The organism is Shewanella sp. ANA-3 (assembly GCF_000203935.1).
In the GTDB taxonomy this organism is placed as follows: domain Bacteria; phylum Pseudomonadota; class Gammaproteobacteria; order Enterobacterales; family Shewanellaceae; genus Shewanella.
In genome coordinates this window covers 4580110-4603408 of the sequence record NC_008577.1, presented here as the reverse complement: position 1 = coordinate 4603408, position 23299 = coordinate 4580110, and the positions used below count along the sequence as shown (strand labels likewise).

At 50.6% G+C, this 23299-nt stretch carries 16 protein-coding genes; 2 read left to right on the top strand and 14 right to left on the bottom strand.

Going from position 1 to position 23299, the window contains the following annotated elements:
- Positions 1 to 31: 31 nt before the first annotated feature.
- From SHEWANA3_RS20010 to SHEWANA3_RS19985, 6 genes are all read right to left on the bottom strand, one after another.
- Positions 32 to 4549 carry an EAL domain-containing protein gene (locus tag SHEWANA3_RS20010; protein ID WP_011718567.1) on the bottom strand — a complete coding sequence of 1506 codons (4518 nt, stop codon included), beginning with the start codon at positions 4547 to 4549 and terminating at the stop codon, positions 32 to 34.
- A gap of 278 nt (positions 4550 to 4827) precedes the next feature.
- Positions 4828 to 6021, bottom strand: a complete 1194-nt coding sequence (gene prpF, locus SHEWANA3_RS20005) for a 2-methylaconitate cis-trans isomerase PrpF (RefSeq protein ID WP_011718566.1) — start codon at positions 6019 to 6021, stop codon at positions 4828 to 4830.
- Between the two features lie 129 nt (positions 6022 to 6150).
- On the bottom strand, positions 6151 to 8754 hold the full coding sequence (acnD, locus tag SHEWANA3_RS20000; RefSeq protein WP_041412835.1) for a Fe/S-dependent 2-methylisocitrate dehydratase AcnD: 2604 nt from the start codon (positions 8752 to 8754) through the stop codon (positions 6151 to 6153).
- A 111-nt stretch (positions 8755 to 8865) separates the two neighbouring features.
- Complete coding sequence (prpC, locus tag SHEWANA3_RS19995; RefSeq protein ID WP_011718564.1) at positions 8866 to 9993, bottom strand: 2-methylcitrate synthase; 1128 nt, start codon at positions 9991 to 9993, stop codon at positions 8866 to 8868.
- A gap of 233 nt (positions 9994 to 10226) precedes the next feature.
- Positions 10227 to 11105, bottom strand: coding sequence for a methylisocitrate lyase (gene prpB, locus SHEWANA3_RS19990; protein WP_011624869.1), 879 nt, complete (start codon positions 11103 to 11105; stop codon positions 10227 to 10229).
- 66 nt (positions 11106 to 11171) lie between these two features.
- Positions 11172 to 11960 carry a GntR family transcriptional regulator gene (locus tag SHEWANA3_RS19985; protein ID WP_011718563.1) on the bottom strand — a complete coding sequence of 263 codons (789 nt, stop codon included), beginning with the start codon at positions 11958 to 11960 and terminating at the stop codon, positions 11172 to 11174.
- A gap of 348 nt (positions 11961 to 12308) precedes the next feature.
- Between SHEWANA3_RS19985 and SHEWANA3_RS19980 the strand changes: the two genes are divergently transcribed.
- The gene (locus SHEWANA3_RS19980; RefSeq protein WP_011718562.1) at positions 12309 to 12782 is read left to right on the top strand and encodes a DUF523 domain-containing protein; all 474 of its coding nucleotides are present in this window, start codon (positions 12309 to 12311) and stop codon (positions 12780 to 12782) included.
- A 60-nt stretch (positions 12783 to 12842) separates the two neighbouring features.
- Here SHEWANA3_RS19980 and SHEWANA3_RS19975 read toward each other — a convergent pair whose 3' ends face one another.
- The 3 genes from SHEWANA3_RS19975 to SHEWANA3_RS19965 all read right to left on the bottom strand — a co-directional run bounded on the left by SHEWANA3_RS19975 (position 12843) and on the right by SHEWANA3_RS19965 (position 16312).
- Positions 12843 to 13784, bottom strand: a complete 942-nt coding sequence (locus tag SHEWANA3_RS19975) for an acyltransferase (protein WP_011718561.1) — start codon at positions 13782 to 13784, stop codon at positions 12843 to 12845.
- A gap of 7 nt (positions 13785 to 13791) precedes the next feature.
- Positions 13792 to 14685: an acyltransferase gene (locus SHEWANA3_RS19970; RefSeq protein WP_011718560.1), complete on the bottom strand. Its 894-nt coding sequence runs from the start codon at positions 14683 to 14685 to the stop codon at positions 13792 to 13794.
- Between the two features lie 100 nt (positions 14686 to 14785).
- Positions 14786 to 16312: a YifB family Mg chelatase-like AAA ATPase gene (locus SHEWANA3_RS19965; RefSeq protein ID WP_011718559.1), complete on the bottom strand. Its 1527-nt coding sequence runs from the start codon at positions 16310 to 16312 to the stop codon at positions 14786 to 14788.
- A 216-nt stretch (positions 16313 to 16528) separates the two neighbouring features.
- Between SHEWANA3_RS19965 and SHEWANA3_RS19960 the strand changes: the two genes are divergently transcribed.
- The gene (locus SHEWANA3_RS19960; protein WP_011718558.1) at positions 16529 to 17644 is read left to right on the top strand and encodes a DUF1963 domain-containing protein; all 1116 of its coding nucleotides are present in this window, start codon (positions 16529 to 16531) and stop codon (positions 17642 to 17644) included.
- Between the two features lie 5 nt (positions 17645 to 17649).
- On the opposite strand, the gene SHEWANA3_RS19955 is transcribed toward SHEWANA3_RS19960, so the two are convergent.
- The 5 genes from SHEWANA3_RS19955 to SHEWANA3_RS19935 form a co-directional block, all read right to left on the bottom strand.
- Positions 17650 to 18246 (bottom strand): response regulator transcription factor, encoded by a 597-nt coding sequence (locus tag SHEWANA3_RS19955; RefSeq protein WP_011624346.1) that lies wholly within the window; start codon positions 18244 to 18246, stop codon positions 17650 to 17652.
- Complete coding sequence (locus SHEWANA3_RS19950; protein WP_011718557.1) at positions 18246 to 19325, bottom strand: sensor histidine kinase; 1080 nt, start codon at positions 19323 to 19325, stop codon at positions 18246 to 18248. Before SHEWANA3_RS19950 ends, SHEWANA3_RS19955 begins: the two co-directional genes overlap by 1 nt.
- A gap of 83 nt (positions 19326 to 19408) precedes the next feature.
- The gene (locus SHEWANA3_RS19945) at positions 19409 to 20113 is read right to left on the bottom strand and encodes a hypothetical protein (protein ID WP_011718556.1); all 705 of its coding nucleotides are present in this window, start codon (positions 20111 to 20113) and stop codon (positions 19409 to 19411) included.
- A 176-nt stretch (positions 20114 to 20289) separates the two neighbouring features.
- On the bottom strand, positions 20290 to 21240 hold the full coding sequence (locus SHEWANA3_RS19940) for a calcium/sodium antiporter (protein WP_011718555.1): 951 nt from the start codon (positions 21238 to 21240) through the stop codon (positions 20290 to 20292).
- Between the two features lie 170 nt (positions 21241 to 21410).
- Positions 21411 to 23075, bottom strand: a complete 1665-nt coding sequence (locus SHEWANA3_RS19935; protein ID WP_011718554.1) for an AMP-binding protein — start codon at positions 23073 to 23075, stop codon at positions 21411 to 21413.
- Between the last annotated feature and the right edge of the window lie 224 nt (positions 23076 to 23299).

Here is a 23299-nt window from a genome sequence, read left to right as displayed (position 1 = left end):
TCCTTTAGGGAGCCTTATTTTTTATCTGGTTTTATTTTATCCGTTGTTGCAACAGTGCTAAGCAATCTTGGGCGCTGAGTGGTTTACTCAACAGGAAGCCCTGTACTTGATCGCAACCTTGTAGCGCCAAGAAGTTCAGCTGCTCTTGGGTTTCGACCCCTTCCGCCACCACATTTAACTCTAGGCTGTGGGCGAGGGCGATAATCGCGCTGGTAATGGCTGCATCGTCGGGGTCGTTGGTAATGTCGCGCACAAACTCACGGTCGATTTTTAAGGTGTCGATAGGGAAACGTTTAAGATAACTCAGGCTCGAGTAGCCAGTACCGAAATCATCCACCGCGATGGTTAAACCTAGTGCCTTGAGTTTCGAGAGGATATTAACCGACTCCTGCGGATTACCCATGATCATCGACTCGGTTAACTCCAGCTCGAGCGCCTTGGCGGGTAAACCTGATACCGAGAGAGCCACTTCGATGGTCGAAATAATATCGGCCTTCAACTGCCTGGCCGAAAGGTTCACCGCCATGCTGATATCGCCAAAACCTAGCTCATTCCACTCAGCGAGTTGCTGGCAAGCGTGGTTGATCACCCAATGGCCAATTTGGTTAATGATGCCGGTTTCCTCCGCCAGCGGAATAAACTCGGCGGGCGAGATTGGACCTAGTTCGGAATGATGCCAGCGCAGCAGCGCCTCGAGTCCGGTCAGAGAACCTTTGCGCAGACAGAATTTTGGCTGATATACCAAGCTTAACTCGTTGCGAGAAATAGCCTGCTTAAGCCCCGCCTCGAGTTGCACATGGCGTGTTGCCATCTCATTGAGTTTATTAGTGTAAAACTGGAAGTTATTCCGCCCGAGCGCCTTAGCGTGGTACATGGCAGTGTCGGCAAACTTAATCAGCGAATCCACATCTTCCGCATCGTTGGGATACAGGCTGATACCAATTGAGGTTGAAATGGTTAGGGACTTATCATCGAGTAAGAAGGGAGCTTGGAAGGCTTTAAGCACTTTCTCGGAGATCAGCGTCGCCGCTTTGGTTTTCGCCACGCCTTCCAAAATAATGGTAAATTCATCGCCACCTAAGCGGGCCACAGTGTCCCCTTCGCGAACGGCATTTTGCAGTCTGTGGGCCACGGCTTTGAGTAACAGATCGCCAATATGGTGCCCCATAGAGTCATTAATATGTTTAAAGCGGTCGAGATCTAAAAATAGCAGTGCGACGATATTATTTGACCTATGGGCTTGGGATATGGCGTGATTGAGCCTGTCTTGGAATAAGGTGCGATTCGGCAGTCCAGTCAAGGTGTCGAAACTGGCAAGGAAGCGGAGATCCTCTTCGGCCTTTTTACGCTCTGTGATATCGGTAAACACCGCCACAAAGTGGCTAGTTTCGCCTTTTACATCGATCACTTGGTTGATCTCAAGCCACACCAGAATCGCCTTACGCGCCCTGTTGCGGATCCAAATTTCACCCGCCCAATGTTTATGGCGTAGCAGTTGCTGCTCAATACTGTTGAACAGATCTCGCTGCTGCCGGCTGTAGGCTAAGTGAATTAAATATTTATCACTGATTTGCCGCTCCGAATATCCGGTAATCGCGCTAAAGGCGGGGTTTACCGAGCGGATACGATAGTCTAAACCTGCTACCACAACGGCTTCGTTCATGCTGTTAAGCACTTGGGAGGAGAGCACCAGCTCATTCTCGATCAGCTTGCGGGAGGTGATATTACGGGTGGTGCCCGTCATCCGCATGGGCTGTTCCTGGTTATTGGTCTCAACCACTTTGCCGCGCTCGAGGATCCACAGCCAGTTGCCCGGTGAGTGCTCGATGCGATATTCCATTTCAAAAAACGGTGTGTGCCCTTGTAAATGGTCGGTCAAGACTTGTTTAAAGCGCTCTCTATCCTCTGGGTGGGCATTGTCGTGCAGCAGCGTATGGCTGCTCCACTGGGAAACCGGAATATCCGTATGAGTACGATAGACCTGCTGTTCTTGGATATTCCAGTCCCACATGCCATCGCCCGAGGCCCACAGTGCCAGTTTGAGTCGTTCTTCAGAGGCACGGATGCTGGTTTCAAACTCTTGTTGCTGTTCGCGCTTCTGTTTACGCCACAACACTATCCAGCCCATTAGACCAAGTGCTAGCAGGACATAGAGTGCATAGGCAATTTGCGAGCGATAGAAGGGCGCTTTGACCGTTAAATCGACCAGCAGCGCATAGCTGCCCTCGCTGTTGTACTCTAAAGAATGGCGAACATGGAGCACATAGTGGCCGGGGTTGATATTGGTAAAGGTGATTTCATTCCCCGAGGGCAGATCATGCCATTGGTTATCAAACCCTTCGAGATAATAGCTAAAGCGATTTTTCCCCGTGTAACTGAAATCGAGGGAAGTGACCTCAAAGCTGACGAGCTGGTCGTCATAGTTCATCAGGATTTTAGGCGGATGGCTAAGATCGAGGATAGTGTGTCGCTTACCCGCAATTTTATAGGCCGTTAGGGCGACTTTGGCTTCGCTTCTTTGGTCGGGTATCGCCTTAGGATTAAAGCGGTTGATGCCGTTAATGCCACCAAACCAGAGGTCGCCATCGCTGTCTTTGAGTTTGACGCCGCCGTTAAACTCTAACGCCTGCAAACCTTCTTGCTCGTTGAAGTTGATGATTTTGCCATTGCTCGGATTCAACTTGCCGATGCCCGCATTGCTGCTGAACCAAATATGGTGCTCATCGTCTTCGAGCAGGGCGTAAATAGTGTCGCTCGGCAGGCCTTGTTCGCGGGTGTAATCCCTAAAAACCATATCCTCGGCTTGAGCCGATAGCCTGCTAATACCGCCGTGGGTCGCGAACCAGACGTCACCATTACTTGCGACTAAAATGTCTCGAATCCGATTGTTAATAATGGTGTTTTTATTTTCTGGGTCATGGTAAAAGGCTTGGCCTTGACCCGTTTGCATATCGAGTTTAACTAAACCATTGAGTGAACCAATCCACAGAGTATTGCCGTCGGCTCTGAGTATCAGCAGTAGGTTTTGTGTGGGATGAAAATTCTCAATATCTGTGAGTGGGACAGAGGTAAACTCATCCTTTTCAAGCGCCTTTCGATACAAGGCGTGGGAGGTTGCTACCCAGAGTTGGCCCTGAGCATCCAGCTCTAAGCTACGAATATAGTTCGCTTCTGAGGCCGGATCTTGGCTTTGAGTAAGCTTAAGCAGAGTAAATTCACCGCTCGGAGTTAAGCGCCCTAAGCCATAATTGCTGGCAAACCAGAGCACTCCTTGCCTGTCTTGGGTGATCGCACGCAGGACAAGATTTAAATGGCGCGTTTCTTTACCGAGTGCCTTAGCAAAAGCCGAAGTGTAATGTTCATATTGTTTAGCATTGAAGGCTAAGCGCTTGAGGCCCGCGCCCTCGGTACCTATCCACAGTGCTTTATCCTGACTACGAAAAATGGTGCGGATATTATTGCTCTGCTGAGGTAATTCGGTTGTATATTCAAATAGATGTTGGAAGTACTGCCGACGGGTGTTGATCTTATTCAAGCCAGAATAACTTCCCCCGAGCCAGAGATTACCGAAGGTGTCTTGCAATAAACAGAGGATATTATTGTCGCTGATACTGTTGGGACGCTGCATATCGTATTTATGGTAAGCCGCAACGAAACGCCCCGCCTCACGCTCTAGCTGGATAAGACCCGCTTCGGGACCGACCACCCAAAACTGTCCTTGGGGTGTTTGAATAAAATCCTTGAGGTAAGGAATATCGTCCTCTGCCTGCCAGAGAATACTTCCTTGGTGTGAAACCAAATCGTAATGCCATAGCTGATTGCCCAACGCTAAGGTGATGGCGCGAGTCGAATTCGCTTTAATCTGGTAGGCAGTCAGATCCTGCGGCACATTCAGCCTAGTGATGGCATTTGAACTCAGCGCAAAGGTGCCACTGGCCCTTGTTCCAGCTAGTAGATAGGTGTTTTCAACATTGGCGAGGCTAGTGATATGTGGCTCGACGCTGTTGCCGAGGGAGACTTGCGTGATCCGCTGAGTTTTAATCGACAGTGAAAACAACCCGCCTTGGGTACCAATCCACAGCGTATTGCCGACAATATTGAGCTTGGTCACTCTAGGATCGGTTAGGCCCTGTTCAAGGCCAAAGCGCTCAAAGGTCCCCGTATTGAGATCGAGCCGATTAACCCCTTGGCTAAAGGTGCCAATCCACAGATAACCTTCCGCATCTTGAATAATGTCGGAAATAAAGCTTTCTGAAATGCTGCTGGGATTATTTGGCGAATGAATAAAGAGATTGAAATTATAGCCATTGTAACTATGTAGGCCGTCCTGAGTTCCAATCCAAAGCATACCCGCACTGTCCATAAACAGGCTGGTAATTGTATTCTGATTTAAGCCTTCTTCGCTGCGGATATGTTCAAATTTCAGCTGTGTGTTAGCCGCATTTAAAGGTAATGCTGAGCCTGTGAGCGGCGCCCCGCACAAGCTTAGTAAGCAGAGCGCGCCGAAGAAAAGTTTAAGGACTGGATGGCTCAAAATTACCCCTATCAAAACCCATTAACCCATTACTGGGAGGTATTATGCATTTACCTTGGGGATGCCGCGTGTAGTGCAACGAAAGACGCAGCTCAGTTAAATTTCAAAATTAATAATCAGTATATTCACGGATTTATAGGACGCAAAATGCTTGTTGTTATTATTTGCTGTCGGGGGGATTTTAGCAGTTTTTACCGTATGTCGACACAAGCTGATAACACTGTGAGACAAATAAAAAAAGACCTTGCCGGAAGGGGGAGAAGCAAGGTCTTTGGTTGAACTCTTTTCTTGGCTTAAGCCGTTGGTACGCGCACAAAGCCTTCCATTAGCACGCGGGCGCTACGGCTCATAATGGCTTTGATGACTGTCCATTCGCCATTTTCCAATGTGGCCTGCGCACCCACTCGTAAGGTGCCCGATGGGTGACCAAAGCGCACAGCTTCCTTCTCGCCACCGCCGGCGGCGAGGTTGACTAGAGTGCCGGGAATCGCCGCAGCCGTGCCAATCGCTACGGCTGCTGTGCCCATCATCGCATGGTGTAATTTCCCCATGGAAAGGGCGCGAACCAGCAGGTCGATTTCCTCTGCTGCGACAGCCTTACCACTCGATGACACATAGCTGGTGGGTTTCGCCACAAAGGCCACTTTGGGCGTATGTTGGCGTGATGCGGCCTCATCAATATGCTTGATAAGTCCCATACGCACCGCGCCGTGGGCACGAATGGTTTCAAATTTGGCAAGGGCGGCGTTATCGCTGTTGATATCGTCTTGCAGCTCAGTGCCCGTGTAGCCTAAGTCTTCGGCATTGATAAAGATGGTCGGGATGCCTGCATTAATCATGGTCGCATTAAAGCTGCCAATGCCCGGCACTTCTAACACATCCACTAAGTTGCCCGTGGGGAACATGCTGCCACTGTCTCCGTCTTCATCGGCGGCGGGATTCATAAATTCGATTTGCACTTCAGCGGCGGGGAAGGTCACGCCATCGAGCTCAAAATCACCGGTTTCCTGCACTTCACCATTTGTAATCGGCACGTGGGCAATAATGGTTTTAGCGATATTGGCCTGCCAAATACGCACAGTGCAGATACCGTTTTGTGGGATGCGCTCGGCATCAATCAGGCCATTACTAATGGCAAAGGCACCAACGGCGGCGGTTAAGTTGCCACAATTTCCGCTCCAATCCACAAAGGGTTTGTCGATAGACACTTGGCCGAATAGATAGTCAACATCGTGGTCGGCTTGGGTACTTTTAGACAGGATCACGGTTTTGCTGGTGCTTGAGGTAGCGCCGCCCATACCGTCAATCTGCTTACCATAGGGGTCTGGGCTGCCAATTACGCGCAGCAGCAGCGCATCTCGCGCAGGGCCTGGTACTTGGGCTGCTTCGGGCAAATCTTGCAGACGGAAAAACACCCCTTTACTGGTGCCGCCGCGCATATAAGTTGCGGCTACTTTAATCTGGGGCGGAAACGGATTCTTGCTCATGCTATTAACTCCAAGGGGAATAGCTATTTGTTAAACGCTGCGTTAGTCGCAAAGCGCGGCGCCTCAGTGTCGAGCCGCCGCCCCTTGTGCGATGTTACTTGTTTTGCGAGTTTTACAGGTTTGCGTTAGTTACTTCAGGTTTGACTCTAAAAAGTCCTGCGCAAAACGCTGCAGCACGCCGCCAGCCGAGTAGATAGACACTTCTTCTGCGGTATCTAAACGACAGGTCACGGGCACTTCGACGCGTTCACCGTTTTTACGGGTGATGATAACGGTCAGATCTGCACGTGGTGCTATGTCACCATAAACGTCAAACACTTCGGTACCATCGATGCCGTAGGTCGCGCGATTCTCGCCCGCTTTGAATTCCAGCGGTAATACACCCATACCCACTAAGTTAGTGCGGTGAATACGCTCGAAGCCTTCGGCAACAATGGCCTCAACACCGGCTAAACGCACACCTTTTGCCGCCCAGTCGCGGGATGAACCCTGACCGTAGTCGGCACCAGCGATAATGATCAGCGGCTGTTTGCGATCCATATAGGTTTCAATGGCTTCCCACATGCGGGTCACTTGGCCTTCAGGCTCGATACGCGCCAGTGAGCCTTGCTTCACCTTGCCATCGACAACCGCCATCTCGTTTTTGAGTTTGGGGTTGGCGAAGGTGGCACGCTGGGCCGTTAGATGGTCGCCCCTGTGGGTTGCGTAGGAGTTAAAGTCTTCCTCTGGCAGACCCATCTTGTGCAGGTATTCGCCTGCCGCGCTGTCCATCATAATCGCGTTCGAGGGTGATAAATGGTCTGTGGTGATGTTGTCACCCAGCACTGCTAGTGGGCGCATGCCCTTGAGGGTGCGTTCACCCGCTAATGCGCCTTCCCAGTAAGGAGGACGGCGGATATAGGTCGATTGTGGACGCCAGTCGTAGAGTGGCGTGACCTTATCGCCATAGTCGACGCTTAAATCAAACATTGGCTCGTAGACTCTACGGAACTGCTCAGGCTTAACGCTTTTCGCTATCACGGCATCGATTTCGGCATCGCTTGGCCAAATGTCGATAAGGCGAACTGGGTTGCCGTCTTTATCGTGGCCTAACACATCCTTCTCGATATCGAAGCGGATGGTACCTGCGATCGCATAGGCCACTACTAATGGCGGTGATGCGAGGAAGGCTTGCTTAGCGTAAGGGTGAATACGGCCGTCGAAGTTACGGTTACCGGATAATACGGCGGTGGCGTACAGATCGCGGTCGATCACTTCCTGTTGGATAACAGGGTCGAGTGCGCCGCTCATACCGTTACAGGTAGTACAGGCGAAACCGACGATACCGAAGCCTAATGATTCCAGCTCTGGCAGCAAGTTGGCTTCTTCTAAATACAGTTGCACTGCCTTAGAGCCGGGGGCGAGTGAGGTTTTCACCCAAGGTTTACGGCTTAAGCCCTTGGCATTAGCGTTACGTGCCAGCAGGCCTGCCGCAATCACGTTGCGTGGGTTACTGGTGTTGGTGCAGCTGGTGATGGCGGCGATAATGACGGCGCCATCTGGCATTAGGCCGGGCTCGTTTTCAACCACGCCGCTGATGCCGCGCGCGGCAAGCTCAGTGGTTGGCACGCGAGCATGTGGGTTAGACGGACCTGCGATAGTGCGCACAACCGATGACAGGTCAAAATGCAGAGTACGTGGATACTCGGCATGTTTAAGATCGTCGCTCCACAAACCTGTGGTCTTAGCATAGGTCTCAACCAGCTTAACTTGCTCGTCGCTACGGCCCGTGAGGGTTAAGTAGTCCAGCGTCTGTTGGTCGATATAGAACATGGCGGCGGTGGCGCCAAATTCTGGGGTCATGTTAGAGATGGTTGCGCGATCACCAAGAGTTAAGGCCTCTGCGCCTTCGCCGAAGAACTCTAAGTAGGATGAAACCACTTTTTCCTTACGCAGGAATTCGGTCAGGGCCAATACGATATCGGTAGCGGTAATGCCAGGCTGCGGTTTGCCCGTTAACTCAACGCCGATAATGTCTGGCAGACGCATATAAGAGGCGCGGCCTAACATCACGCTCTCGGCCTCAAGGCCACCTACACCGATGGCGATAACGCCGAGTGCATCCACGTGTGGCGTGTGACTGTCGGTGCCCACTAAGGTATCAGGGAAGGCAACACCGTCGCGCGCATGCACCACAGGTGACATTCGCTCGAGGTTAATCTGGTGCATGATGCCGTTACCCTGAGGGATCACATCGATGTTTTTAAAGGCTTTTTGCGTCCAGTTGATAAAGTGGAATCTGTCTTCGTTGCGTCTGTCTTCGATGGCGCGGTTTTTCGCAAAGGCGTCTTTATCGAAGCCGCCGTATTCCACCGCCAGCGAGTGGTCAACAATCAGCTGGGTTGGAACCACAGGGTTAACCTGCGCTGGATCGCCACCCTTAGCGGCAATCGCATCACGCAGACCCGCAAGATCAACCAGCGCGGTTTGACCCAAAATATCGTGGCACACGACGCGGGCTGGAAACCAAGGGAAATCCAGTTCTTGCTTTGATTCAATAATTTGTTTTAGTGAGGCGGTGAGTGCCTCTGGCTCGCAGCGACGGACTAGGTTTTCAGCCAGTACACGAGAGGTGTAGGGCAGTTTCGCGTAGGCGCCGGGGCTGATGGCTTCAACGGCTTCGCGGGTATCGAAATAGTCGAGCGCGGTGCCTGGTAAGGGCTTGCGATATAAGGTATTCATGGCTGTGGTCATAACCTAACCTATTCTCATTACATCAGTGCATAAACATTTGAGTTTGCACATTATTCACACTGGGTTCTGTTGGCGAAACTGACGCCTAAGCGCCAGTTTCAGTTGTGTCGATTAACGATCCGAAATTGGCACGACTTTACGTAACGCCACACCCACATAGTCGGCACTTGGGCGAATAATGCGGTTGTTTGAGCGTTGTTCCATCACATGCGCCGTCCAGCCTGTTACCCGTGAACATACGAAGATTGGGGTAAATAGCTTGGTTGGAATGCCCATGAAGTGGTAAGCACTGGCGTGGAAGAAGTCGGCGTTACAGAAGAGTTTCTTCTGTTCCCACATCAGGGCTTCACAGGCTACTGACACGCGGTAGAGACGATCATCGCCGTAATCGGCGGCCAGTTTTTCAGACCATTCTTTGATGATGGCGTTACGTGGGTCTGACTCACGGTAGATGGCGTGACCAAAGCCCATGATCTTCTCTTTACGCTCGAGTTTACCCATGAGCACATCGCGGGCATCGGCTTCGTCTTTCATGTCTTGAATAAGTTCCATTGCCGCTTCGTTAGCGCCGCCGTGTAGCGGACCACGTAGTGAGCCGATAGCGCCTGTGACGCAGGAATGCATATCCGATAGGGTCGATGCACACACGCGGGCGGTAAAGGTTGAAGCGTTAAACTCATGCTCTGCATACAGAATTAAGGATACGTCCATTACCTTAGCGTGCAGCGCCGATGGCGCTTTGCCGTGCAGCAGGTGCAGGAAGTGGGCACCGATTTGCTCATCGTTGGTTTCGGTATCGATGCGCACGCCATCGTGGCTAAAGCGATACCAGTAGCAGATGATCGATGGGAAGGCCGCCAGTAAACGGTCGGCAATTTGGCTTTGCTCGCTAAAGCTGTGCTCGGCTTCGAGGTTACCCAGCATAGAACAACCGGTACGCATCACATCCATTGGGTGGGCGTCGGCAGGGATGCGCTCTAACACTTCTTTTAATGCCTGTGGCAGGCCGCGCATGCCTTTTAATTTGGTTTTATAGGCTTCGAGTTGTGCTGTGGTTGGCAACTCACCGTAGAGGATGAGGTGGGCGACTTCTTCAAAAGTCGCGTTTTCGGCCAGATCTTTCACATCGTAACCGCGGTAGGTCAGGCCGCTGCCCGATACACCTACGGTACTTAATGCGGTTTCACCCGCGCTCTGGCCACGTAATCCTGCACCACTTAATTTTTTTGCGTCTGACATAATCCTTCCCTTCCGTTAACGCTATGGTTATTGCAGACAGGCCCAATATTGGCCGTCTACCTTTTTGGTTAAAGCTGCATAATGTTGGCGAAATACTCGTTTCGGCCTTATGTAGGGTTGCAGCGTGTCGGTGATGCATGAGCCGTTATTTGAGGTCGCGGCTCGCACATCTGGGTATCAGTAACAACGCGAAGCCTAAGCTTCTACTGACGTCCATGGTCTGTACTTATCTTTTACTTATCTTGGCTAAACAATTGATCTAACTTGTCTTCAAAGGCGTGGTAGCCCAAGTACTTATATAGATCCGCACGGGTCTGCATAGTGTCTAAGACATTGCGTTGATGACCATCATTCATCAGCGCTTGCATCACTTTCAGTGCGGCTTGGTTAGCGGCGCGGAAAGTACCGAGTGGGTAAAGCACCATGTCGGCGCCCGCTTCGGCAAGTTCTTCTTTGTTGAACAATTGGGTTTGGCCAAATTCGGTCATGTTCGCCAGAATCGGCGCGTTAACCTGCGCCTTGAAGTGGCGATATTGGTCGAGCTCAGTTAAGGCTTCGGCGAAAATCATATCGGCACCGGCGGCGATATAGGCTTTTGCACGTTCGATACCCGCTTCTAAACCTTCAACGGCAACCGCATCGGTACGTGCCATGATCACAAAGTTAGGATCGGTGCGGGCATCGACGGCGGCCTTGATACGGTCAACCATTTCCTCTGTGCTCACCACCGCTTTGTTGGGTCTGTGGCCACAACGTTTTTGCGATACTTGGTCTTCCATATGCACGGCGGCAACACCTGCTTTTTCAAATTCTTTAATGGTGCGGGCGATGTTAAAGGCGCCGCCCCAACCTGTGTCGATATCGACCAGCAGTGGCAGTTGGGTTGCTGAAGTGATACGACCGGCATCGATCAGCACGTCGTTCATCGAGGTCATGCCTAAATCCGGTAAACCGTAGGAGGCGTTCGCTACACCCGCACCCGACAGATACAGGGCTTGGAAACCCGTTTGCTCCGCCATCAGGGCGAAATAGGCATTAGTGGTGCCGACGATTTGCAGCGGTTTTGAGTTAGCAAGAGCTTGGCGAAAACGTAATCCTGCGCTTTGGGTCATGGTCTTGTCCTTATCCTATTTAGGGTACTGAGTGTTCAGCATTGGATGCTTATGGGCCGCAACGCCTTAGTTAATATTGGCTAAGGTTTCTTTCGCGGCGGCGTTAGCTTGTAATTCAATCAAGCGTAATTCGGTATTTTTACGGCCTTGCTCAATATGGCGACGCATCAACAGACTGGCGAGTTCTCCATCACGCTGGGCGATGGCCTCGACGATACGTCTATGTTCGGCAATGGCTTTTACTGGGCGATTCTTGTTGGTGCACTGATAGCGGTACATCCGCAGCAGGTGGTAGAGCCCGCCAATTAAGGTTTCTTGCAGATGCTTATTGCCGCTGGCTTGGATGATTTGGTAGTGGAAGTCGACATCGCCTTCCTCTTGGAAATAGGTATCGCCATTGGCCAGCGCGGTTTCTTGCACGGCGAGCAGGTCTTCTAACTTGGCTAGCTGTTCTGGGGTAATTCGGCTGGCGGCAAGTTCGCAGGCCATGCCTTCGAGCACGCTACGTAATTGATATAAATCGTTTAACTCGCTCACGGTGAGCTGGGCGACTCGGGCTCCTACATGAGGGGCGCGGACAACGAGGCGTTGTCTTTCTAAGGTTTGCAGCGCCTCACGGGTTGGGCCGCGGCTGATACCATATTTTTCGGCGAGGGTTTGCTCGTTGATCTTACTGCCCGGAGGCAGTTCGCCCTTGATGATGCTGGTTTGTATTTGCACCAAAATTTGATCGGCTAAGGTGGTCGACGATTTTTCGCTGGCGAGGGATTTCACCTTATTCGTTGTGCTCGTCGCAGCATGAGCCACTGAGCTTTGTGTGTCATCTGTGGGGAATATGGTCTCTTGCTTCAACATACTTCGCATCACTCGTTGATTGCTGGATTGTCGACAATGGGTAAAAAATAGTCCCGATAAAGATTATTGTCAACAATCTGTTTACTTAGACGTAAGTCTATATTTTTGTCTTTTAAATATTAATTATTGTATTTGTTTGTTATTTTGTATTTTTGTTGATTTTAATAATTTTATCTTCTCTATTTTATAATTAATAATTGTCGACAATTTTGAGTTTGGCGTGTGAGCCGATAGTGCTATAAAACGCAGCTTTTACCCCATTGCGACTTATTGAGTACAATGCTGAGAAGGTATTGGTTGGCACTCATAGGGTTAAGGCTCTCGGGGTTAAGGCATTAGGGGGACAATATGGAGAAAATCCTCATTAGCAGTTGTTTGCTCGGGCTGGCGGTACGTTATGACGGTGGTCATAATCTGCTGCAAGACGAGTGGATGCAGCGATGGCAGCGAGAAGGCCGCATAGTGGCGTTTTGTCCTGAATGTGCGGGCGGATTACCCACACCAAGGCCTGCGGCCGAACGTGTCGGCGAGCTAGTGCTAACGGCGCAGGGTGAAGATGTAACAGCGGCCTTTAGGCTGGGAGCACAAAAGGCACTTGTTCTAGTTCAGGAGCAGGGCATTCAGGTGGCGATTTTAAAGGCGCGTAGTCCTTCCTGTGGCAATCAACATATTTATGATGGCACCTTCAGTAAACGTTTAATCGCAGGACAGGGAATAACGGCGGAATTACTGCAGGCAGCGGGTGTGAGCGTGTTTAATGAAACGGAATTAGCGCAAGCGGCAACGAGGCTGGCACAGCTTGAGGCGGACTCAGCGGGCTAGGTAAGCCTAACCCGCTATCGACTCACTTTACGTCAGTGAAGCTGTATTCGTAAATCTGTATTAGTGAAGCTGTGTATGGGTGCTGGTGGCGCTATCCGTGAGTTGTCGATGTTGCAGTAATAGCGCATCGATTTGCTCGTCCTTCTCGACCCAAATTTGGTTTAACCAACGCTGAAACTCGACGCGATACTCGGATTCGGCAAAGTAACGAGTCGCATCGACTTGCGGTACTGGTAAGGCGCGAACTCGCACCACAATCTTACGCACTTTGCCGTTCATCACGCCGAATAACACATCATCCGGTGCATCGGGATACACTAAGGTTACATCCAACAAATTGGTAAATTGCTCACCCATGGCTGACAGGGTAAAGGCAATACCGCCCGCCTTAGGACGCAGTAAATGGCGGTAAGGTGAATCCTGACGCTGGCGCTTATCTTGGGTAAAGCGGCTGCCCTCAACATAGTTAATGATCGAGGTGGGCATATTTTTAAACTTCTCACAGGCGCGGCGAGTGGTGGCTAAATCCTTACCCTTAAGCTTTGGATTTTTCTTAAGTTTTGCCGGGCTGGTTCTGTCCATAAAGGGCATGTCGAGCGCCCAGCAACCTAGGCCCATAATAGGCACATAGATCAGCTCTTTCTTGAGGAAGAACTTCAGCATAGGAATATGGTTACGCAGCAAATAGGTCTGCGCGGCAATATCAAAGCCACTGAGGTGGTTACTGATTAACAAGTACCAGCCGTTTTTATCCAATCCTTCGAGGCCTTGGACATCCCACTCGATTTTGGCAATCAAATATAAAATGCCACCATTGCAGCTCGCCCATGCCCACATAAAACGGTTCATCAGTGCTGTTACGGCGTTGCGTGCACTTGGCACTGGCATCAGCATTTTCACTAAACCACCGAGGCAAACCAAGGTTCCCCAAAGGGCGGTGTTAATGATCAGCAGGCTCAGACTGAGAATAAACAGTACTGGGCCGGGAAGGAAATTCAACATAGAGGTTTTACCTTACTTCTTGGTCCGCCAGTTGGCTGAGCACTTGGTCTTTAGCGAGCCAAATGTCGTTCAATTGTTCTTGGAAGCCAATTTTGAAATCACGGTCATTCATGTAGTCGCCACGCATGTCCGGCGCGATATCACTCACTTTGATGTGTACTTTAACCTTTGGCAGCTTGCCTGTCAGGTAGTCCCAAAAGCTAGGGACTGGGCCTGGGTAGTAAATCGCAACATCCACTAACTTGTGGATCTGTTCTCCCATCGCCGATAGCGCGAAGGCCATGCCACCCGCTTTGGGTTTTAACAGATGTTGGAACTGTGAGTTTTGCTTTTTATGTTTAGCCTTAGTAAAGCGCGTGCCCTCGACAAAGTTCATCACACTGACGGGTTTTGTCTTAAATTTCGCGCAGGCTTTACGTGTAATTTCAATATCTTTTCCCTTAAGCTTTGGATTTTTCTTCAGCTGTGCCGTGCTATAGCGGCGCATAAAGGGAAAGTCTAATGCCCACCATGCCAGTCCTAATACTGGCACATAAAGCAGTTCCTGTTTGAGGAAGAACTTCAGGAAGGGAATGCGGCGGTTAAACACCCGTTGCAGGATTAAAATATCTACCCAGGACTGATGGTTAGCAATCACCATATACCATTCTTTGGTCGAGAATTGGGTGTCACCCGTGAGTTCGACGTCGACTGGGTGCAGCACTCGTTCAATCACGCCATTGACGCTGATCCAGGCACTCGCGCAAAAGTCGAGAAAGTAGCTGATGGCCGTTCTCAGTGGCGGCAGAGGGATAAGCTTTATCAGGCTGCCGAGCACTATAGGTATCACCCAAAACAAGGTATTCACGACATAGCCTAAGAAGGCAATGCAGCCTTTTAATTGTGAAAACAGCGTCCCCATTAGTGCCTCCTGATAAAAATTGGAGGCCTATGTTACTCGGTGTCGGCGTTTGGCTCAATCTTACGGCAGCTGGTCGGGGCATTTGTTAACATTTTGAGCCTCAATACTGCTGGGATAAGCGGGCTAATAGTTTGTCCATGGCGCGATAACCTAAGGCTTGGGCGAGGTGGCGCCGTTCGATATTGGGTGCTTGCTCCAGATCGGCAATGGTGCGGGCAACACGTTGAATGCGATGGAAGCTGCGAACGGATAACCCGAGCTTGACGACACTCTGTTCTAAAAAGCCTAAGTCGGCGTCGCTAAGGCCGCCGAATTGTTTTAGCTGTTTTCCCGAGAGTTCACTGTTGAGCACGCCTGCTCGCGCCAGTTGGCTATCGCGGGCGCGTTTGACTCGCTTAGCGATTTCATCACTGGTTTCGCTGGTCGTTGTTGGTTGTGTGAGTGTGCCCGCGGGGAGTTTTGGGACTTCGATGGTGAGGTCGAACCTATCTAAAAAGGGCCCCGAGAGTCTAGCGAGATAACGCTGAACCTGATCGGGTGTGGCGCGGTTCGCCCCTTCAATATCGCCGCTTGGGCTGGGATTCATGGCGGCGATCAACTGAAAGCGGCTCAAAAAGGTTAACTTAGCGGCAGCGCGGGAGATCACTACTTCACCCGTTTCCATGGGTTCACGCAGGCAATCGAGCACCTTACGGGGGAACTCGGCGACTTCATCCAAAAACAACACGCCGCGATGGGCGAGGGAGATTTCCCCCGGTTTGGGAATGCTGCCTCCGCCGACCAAGGAGATGGACGAACTGGTATGGTGCGGCGCGCGAAATGGCCGCTTTAGAAAATCCTGCGGTTTGATATTAATGCCCGCCACCGAATGGATGGCGGCTACCTCTAATGCCTCTTCGTAATTGAGTATGGGCAGTAGCGCCATAATTCGGCTGGCTAACATGGTTTTACCCGTGCCCGGCGGACCTAGCATCAACAGGTTATGGTTTCCGGCCGCGGCGATTTCGAGGGCTTGTTTAGCTTGATACTGGCCTATGACATCGCTCAGGCAAGGCTGGGTGGTTGGCGCCTCATCGCTAATCCATTCGAGCTGTTGTTCGAGCATAGGCAATGGCGCTTGTCCGTGGAGAAATGCGGCTAGGCTTTGCAAATGGGAAGCAAAATAGACCCCGTGATAGCCCACAAGCTCGGCATCGTGGCGATTCTCTAAGGGAAGAATTAACTGATTATTATGGCGTTTAGCCGCAATGATGGCGGGCAGTAATCCTTGGCAATGGCGTATCTGCCCCGAGAGTGCGAGCTCGCCGACAAATTCGGTATTTTTAAGGCTGCTGGCGGGGATTTGCTCCGAAGCCGCCAGAATGCCTATGGCGATGGGCAAATCGTAACGACCCCCTTGTTTAGGTAAGTCCGCCGGCGCGAGATTAACCGTTATCCGCCGCATGGGGAATTCAAATCCCGCATTAATCAAGGCGCTGCGTACACGCTCGCGCGCTTCTTTGACCGAGGCTTCGGGTAAGCCCACCAGATTAAAGGCGGGTAGACCATTACTGAGATGCACTTCCACTATGACTTCTGGAGCCTCAACACCGCAACTGGCTCGGGTATGCACGCAGGCTATCGCCATAAACAAATCCTTTTGTTGATCTTTTTGCGCAGAATTTGAGTGTAGCAGTAATTCGCCTAAGGGTTTTCAATTCACTGGATCGCTGTCCGCCAGAGCCGCAAGCGGCTGACTCAGGCGTTAGTGTTAGCGTGACAGCGTTGGCAGTTTGAACGGTTAAGCGATAGCAAATATTTGATAAAAATGATAAAAAGCCAATATTGGAGCAGTGAGGTAAATATGGATATGTTGTTAGCAGAAAATTCCCCCATTCGTCAGCAGCTACTCGAGCAAAAGCTGGCACAGTTTAAAGACCCCAAGCTTGCCAACGTTCTTTCGGCGTTTATTCGCAGTAGTGTCGACCTCTATCCCTGTGCAGACGAAGACTATGCCCAGTTAGGTAACAGCCGACTAGGTGGATTGCCAGATTTACCTGTCGGCATGGATTATCCGGTGACTCTGGTTGGGCGATTGGAGATGCTGGATGCTTACGCTGAGGAATTCGACCACACTCGCGAGTATATCGAGGAGCATTATTGCTGGTCGCAGGATTGGGACTGGGACGAGGCGGCGCAGGCCTTCCGTGTGCCGATGCAATTTATTGCACAGCTCAACTGTAGCGACCTGAAGGCGTTTCAATCTTATTTGCCCCGAGAAGGGCGATTGTTGTTCTTTTTGGAGCGCTGGCGATTCTCGGAAATGCTTCGCGGCCATGTCTATTATGTCGCTGAAGATCTGCTACTGAAGTCTGGCAAAGCGATTGCCGAACCTAAGTTCGACGATGCTGTATGTGCAAACTATGAGTATGAAGCGGCTTATCAACTTCAGGGAATAGCCAGCATTAAGATGATAGCCACAGACATGATTAATAGTGACAACCCGCATTTATTAAAGTTAGCCAAGGCCCGTTTACAAGCGCTACCTGAACCGCAACAAGCTATGGTGCTAGAGGCCCTAGCGGTTGTGGATGATGAATTGGTACCTGAGTGGCAAGATCAGCTCAAGGGCTATGAGCTGATACAATTGAATGAGCACGGGTTTATCCCTGGTCAGATTCTCACTCAATCGCAATGGGCTAATACCGACTGGCAGTCATCCAACTTTCGGGCATTGCTGGTCCCCGAGCAGCCGCTGCCGTATTACAATGGTATCGCCAGCATTAATGGCCATGGTGATAGCCGCTATAAAGCCCCCGAACTCCACGCTGCGGCTGAATTAGGCGGCAATGCCGAAGATTATCTGGTGCTGTTCAAAGCCGTCTATAGTGAGCACTCGATGCAGTTGAATTTTATTATCCACCGGGATGATTTAGCCTTAGGAAAATTCGACCGCATTTACTGCATTTATGACAACTAGCAGAGCTATAACCAACCTTTTTGCTTGGCGATGCGGGCGGCATCGATTCGGTTGCTCGCATTGAGTTTGGCAATGGCTTCGGATAAATAGTTGCGTACCGTGCCTTCGGCAATAAACAGCATCTCGGCTATCTCGGCGGTGGATTTGCCTTCACTGGCAAAACGTAGGGCGCGGCGCTCTTTATCATTGAGGGGGTCGACATCGCCAATCGCCATGATTGCCAGTTCAGGATCGATAATCCGCTTACCCGCAATCACTTGTTGAATGGCATGGACTAAGGTTTCCGAGGGCGCATCTTTCAGTAAAAAGCCACCCACGCCTGCTTCAATGGCGCGTTTTATATAACCTGCGCGGCCAAAGGTGGTAATAACGACAACTTTGGTATGGCTATGCTGTTCTTTAAGCCAAGTTGCCAACTCCAAACCTGTTCTTCCTGGCATTTCGATATCTGTTAGCAGTAGATCGAAATGTTGTTGTTTCAGCAGGTTTAAGGCTTCATCGCCATTGCTGGCTTGGGTAATGGTAAAACCGCCCGCTAGGGTTAACAGTGCTGCGAGCGCGCCGCGCACCATGGCCTGATCTTCCGCGAGAAGAATGTGCATTAATCTGTTGCTCCCTGCAAAGGTAAACTGACGCTAAAGGCGTATCCCTGTTCAAGATCATAGCTTAAATGTCCCCCAAGGCTAGTGAGGCGCTCGCGGATCCCTGTGAGGCCGTTACCCTCGATAATCGGGCTTGTTGGGGCGTTATCTTGCACGTCGACGATAAGGCTATCGGCCTGCTCGCGAAACTGAATGCGGCATTGGCTGGCGCTGCTGTGGCGCAGAATATTATTCACCAGCTCAGTTAACACTAAACCGAGTTGACTCTCTGCTCTGGCGGACAATTTGGGTAACTCGCCTAGCAGCTCCACCGCGATGCCCTTGTCCCTCAGGGAGTGACATAATTGAGTGACGCAGCTGGCCAGCCCTTTATGTTTATAATCTGAAACTGTATGCCTTATTTGGCTCAAGCTCTCCCGAGCGATTTGTCCTAGCTCCTGCAGCTGAGTGGTCGCTAATTGATATTCTTGTTTGGCGAGCAGTTTTTCCGCCAGTTCAGCTTTTAGGGCAATCGATGACAGACTGTGTCCCATGATATCGTGCAAGTCTCTGGCGATACGCTCCCGTTCAACCATGGTCGCTAAGGTGCTAATCTCCTGCGCGCTTTGTCGCTCCTTTAATCTATGTTGATAACGTTTTTGCTCGGCAATCCCCAACATGCCAACGCCGAAAACTAACGCCGAGCCATACAGCGGAAAATACAGATTGTTGAACTGACTAAAGTGGTTGAGTAAGAACAATAAAGCCAAAATTCCAAACCAACTTAGCAGGCTGACTCTGAGTGGATAGAAGAAGCCAATAAAGAAGCTGGCAAAGGTAAAGAGAGAAATAGAGCCAGGATTGATGGGTGTTATGGCAATCGCCAGTAATAGCATGACGCTGATGGGTCGATAAGCCACACGAGTATGGCAGCGATAGGCCCAAAAGTAGCTGTAAATAAAGGGAATAAGTACGGCTAAAATGAGTCCAATTTGCCAGCTCGGATAGGGCGTGACAAACAACGGGATCAGGTAAAACGCCAGGTTTATCAGGTAAACCCATGCGATTTTTTGTTCTATTTGCACTGAGTGTTGAGTCATAACGCTTCGCCTAAGGCCAATAGTTGGCTACTGATGGCAGAATTGGCCGCAAACGTCAGCCAATCCTTTTGCCTGTTCTGGGATTATTTTGCACTTATTTGCTGATTTTGCTGAAGTAAAAACTTAGCCCAACCATAATCTTTTTCCACTTGCAGCGCCTGTTGCCAATCTTCAATCGCCCCTTGGGCGTCGCCTAATTCCTGTTTTGCGAGTCCGCGCCAAGTGTAAGCTTCGGCCTCACCCCAGCATATGTCCTCGCAAGGTTGATTAAACCGTTCAATGGCGCTGCTGGCGAGTGACTTGGCAACTTGCATGCTGCCACCAAACATGGCGGGCGTATTATAGGCGGCAATCGCTTTTACTAATGCGACCCGCGGATTAAGCGGTGCCAGCTGTTCGGCTTGAGCGATGGCATTGGCGGATTTGCTCACAAGCTCGGCACCTTTGCTGTTATCCAAGGCGATTTGCATGCCGTAAACGGACGATAATAGTGCGAGGGACTCGGCATCGGCTTGGGTATTGTTGATGGCTTCTAAGCTGGTTTGCGCCGAAGTTAAGGCCTGTTCCGCCAAGGTTTTTTGCCCCATAACATTGGCGCTGATGGCTAAACGATAGTTGGCATAGGCTGCTTCGTAATCCTGTGTTGTCGTGCTGAGCTGTTGTAATTTTTCGATATTCAAGGTGCTTGCCGCTTTGTCGACTTCTGCGATATTGATACTCGAGTTGGAAGCCGCGAATACGGGCGCGCAGGCGAGGGCAAGGCTTGATAACAGTAAGAATGTTTTCATGGTATTTCCTTATTGAAGTGATAACCCATTGCTTGGGGACGGCTTCATTATCAGAAATACCTTGGGCTGAGTGCAGGCACAAAGGTCATCAATTGGGCATGACAAATGTCATGTCTTAGGCCTAAAAGTAAAACACCGGAGAAGCTCCGGTGTTTTGTAAGGCAAGGCGCAGCGCGTTAAACGACGGCTTGGGTGCTGGCTTGGTTGACGAGGTAAATCATGTAGCCTAAGTAAGCGACAAGCAGTGTGGCACCTTCACGGCGACCGATGCGTAGTCCCGACCACGCGAAGGGTAAAATCACTACGGCTAGGGCGAGCATCACGATAAAGTCGAAGGATTGGAAACCTAAGGCTGATACTGGGTGCACAATCGCAGTCACACCTAAAATACCCAGAATGTTGAATAGGTTAGAGCCAACCACGTTACCGATAGCAATATCGCTCTCACCTTTGAGCGCCGCTAAAACTGAGGTCACTAGCTCAGGCATGCTGGTGCCGATAGCGACAATGGTTAAGCCGATAATGACTTCACTCACGCCAAAAACTTTAGCTAAATCGACCGCACCGTTCACAAATAAAATCCCGCCACCGACTAACATGCCGATACCCACGACAATAAAGGCCACTGAGAGTAATGGGTTTTTAGGGCCTTCTTCGATGATTTCGCCATCGGCATCTGTGGTATTTTTCGAGCTGAAATAGCTGAATACGAGGTAGCCAACAAGCAGTGATAATAAAATCACGCCGTCAATCAGGCTGAGTTCGCCATCAAATAACAATCCCCAAAACAGCATAGAGGCGAGGATCATCAAGGGGATATCCCGTCTTACCATCTGAGACTGTACTTGAATCGGGCGAATAAGAGCGGTAATCGCCAAAATCAAACCAATGTTGGCGATGTTAGAGCCAATCACGTTACCCAGCGCAATGCCGCTATTGCCTGCCAGTGCTGACTTGACACTCACCGCAAGTTCGGGCGCGCTGGTACCAAAGGCCACAATGGTTAAGCCGATGATGAGTGGCGTAATGCCAAGACGTAGGGCGATGGAGCTCGCGCCACGGACTAAGGCTTCTGCGCCTAAGGTTAAAATGATAAAGCCGCCGATAATTGAAAGTGCAATGAGCATTTTAGACTCTGTTAAACCTAATTAAGTGAATTGATTTAAGGTGTATCACCTTACGCTGACAGGCGCACATGATACGTGTTTTTCAAACGCTTTGACAGAATATGTCATAAAAAAGCACACCGAAAAGGTGTGCTTTAGAGGTGAGTGTCATTACGTCAGGATTCGATGGGTTATTTTGCAGATAACTCATCTTCCCAGCGTACTTGCGCACCGCGAATACCGTCGACACGCTCGCTAAATGCCTTCTCGAGCACATGACGTTTGATCTTCAGTGTCGGAGTTAGCACATCGTTTTCGATGGTCCAAGGCTCGTTCACGACCACAATCGCATCCACATGCTCATGGGACTCTAAATGTGGGTTCACGCTATCGAGGGTCGCTTTTAAAGATGTGCGAACTTCCTCGCGGGCTTGTAAGGTCGCGCCCTCGGAAAGTTGCACTAATGCGACGGGATGCGGCAGACCAGAACCAATAACGCAAATCAGCTCCACATGGGGATCCTGCGCGAGCTTACGTTCAATTGGCACTGGAGCGACGTATTTACCCTTAGCGGTTTTAAAGTTGTCCTTCACGCGGCCAGTGATAGTCACACAACCATCGGCATCGATAGCGCAGAGGTCGCCAGTATGGAAAAAACCATCGGGATCGAAGGCCGCTGCTGTTGCTTCGGGTTGCAGATAATAGGCCGTCATCAGGCCGGGACTCTTCAGTAGCAGTTCGCCGTCCTCACCCTGGCGGATTTGGCAATCCTGCACGGGTTTACCCACAGTGCCGATTTTGCGCACATCGAAGGGATAGTTGATGATGGAGTAAGCACAGTTTTCCGTCATACCCCAGGCTTCGCAGATATCCAAGCCAATGCTGTGGTACCAGTGAATAAGAGAGGGCGGAATAGGCGCCGAGCCAGAGCCGAGTAAGCGGCAATGGTTGAGTCCTAATCCTTTGTGGATCTTGTGTTTTACTAGGCTGCTAATTAGTGGGATTTTTAGCAATAGATTGAGTTTGCCAACACCAATCTTGTCGATAATGTTCTTCTGGAACAGGCTCCACAGTCGCGGAACCGAGAAAAACACCGTAGGTTTAGCCCGCTGCACATCGGCAACGAAGGAGTCTAAGCTTTCGACGAAGGCGACTGTGCTGCCAGAATAAAAAGATGAGCCTTCGATCGCCACACGCTCGGTAATATGCGCTAACGGTAAGTAGGACAATAATCTGTCGTTGCCATTGGTACGCAGATCGCGCACCACCGCTTGGCAAGTCCAGCCATAGCTGGCAAACGTCTGAATCGCGCCCTTAGGTTGGCCCGTTGAGCCCGAGGTGTAAATCAGCGTCATGGTCTGATCGAGCTCAGGTAATGGCGCTTCAATCAGAGGGTTGCCCATCTTCAGCAGTTGCTCCCACTGATATTGAGCCGGCATGGTCTCATAGGGCATGGCAAGGCGGAGTAATTCACCGCCGACGCCGGCTTCTTGATCGGCCCAGTGGTCGAGCTTGCCGAGGAAAATCGCTTTGGCACCACTATGTTGCAACACATAGCGGATAGTATCTGTATTGGCGGTGGGGTAGATGGGAACGCTGATATAGCCGCCGTGCATCAAGGCGAGGTCGGTAATAAACCATTCGGCGCAGTTTTTAGAGAGCACGGCAATCTTATCGCCCGGCTCTAAGCCTAAATGGCGCAGTGCACCCGCGAGTTGCTGCACTTTTTCTTGCACTTCATTCCACGTGAAATCAAGGTATTGACCCTTGATGGGCTGGCGCAAATAGATCTCATCCCCACGTGTATTCGCCCAGTGCGCCAACATTTCAACTGGCGTCTTAATCGCATTATCCATAGGCAATTCCCTGTTCTTTATTGTTATTTTAACCCCAACATAGGTGCCCAGTATGGCGAGTTTTGTGAGGCCACGCAAATAGTTTGCAAGATTGTAAAATCTTAAAATTGGCGGACTAGCCTATCGTTTGAGTATGAAATGAAAATGAACTTAATCACAGGTCAGAGCAGGAGCCGCGGGTGCATTAGGCAATAAAAAAGGCGCCTAAGCGCCTCGTAAAATTG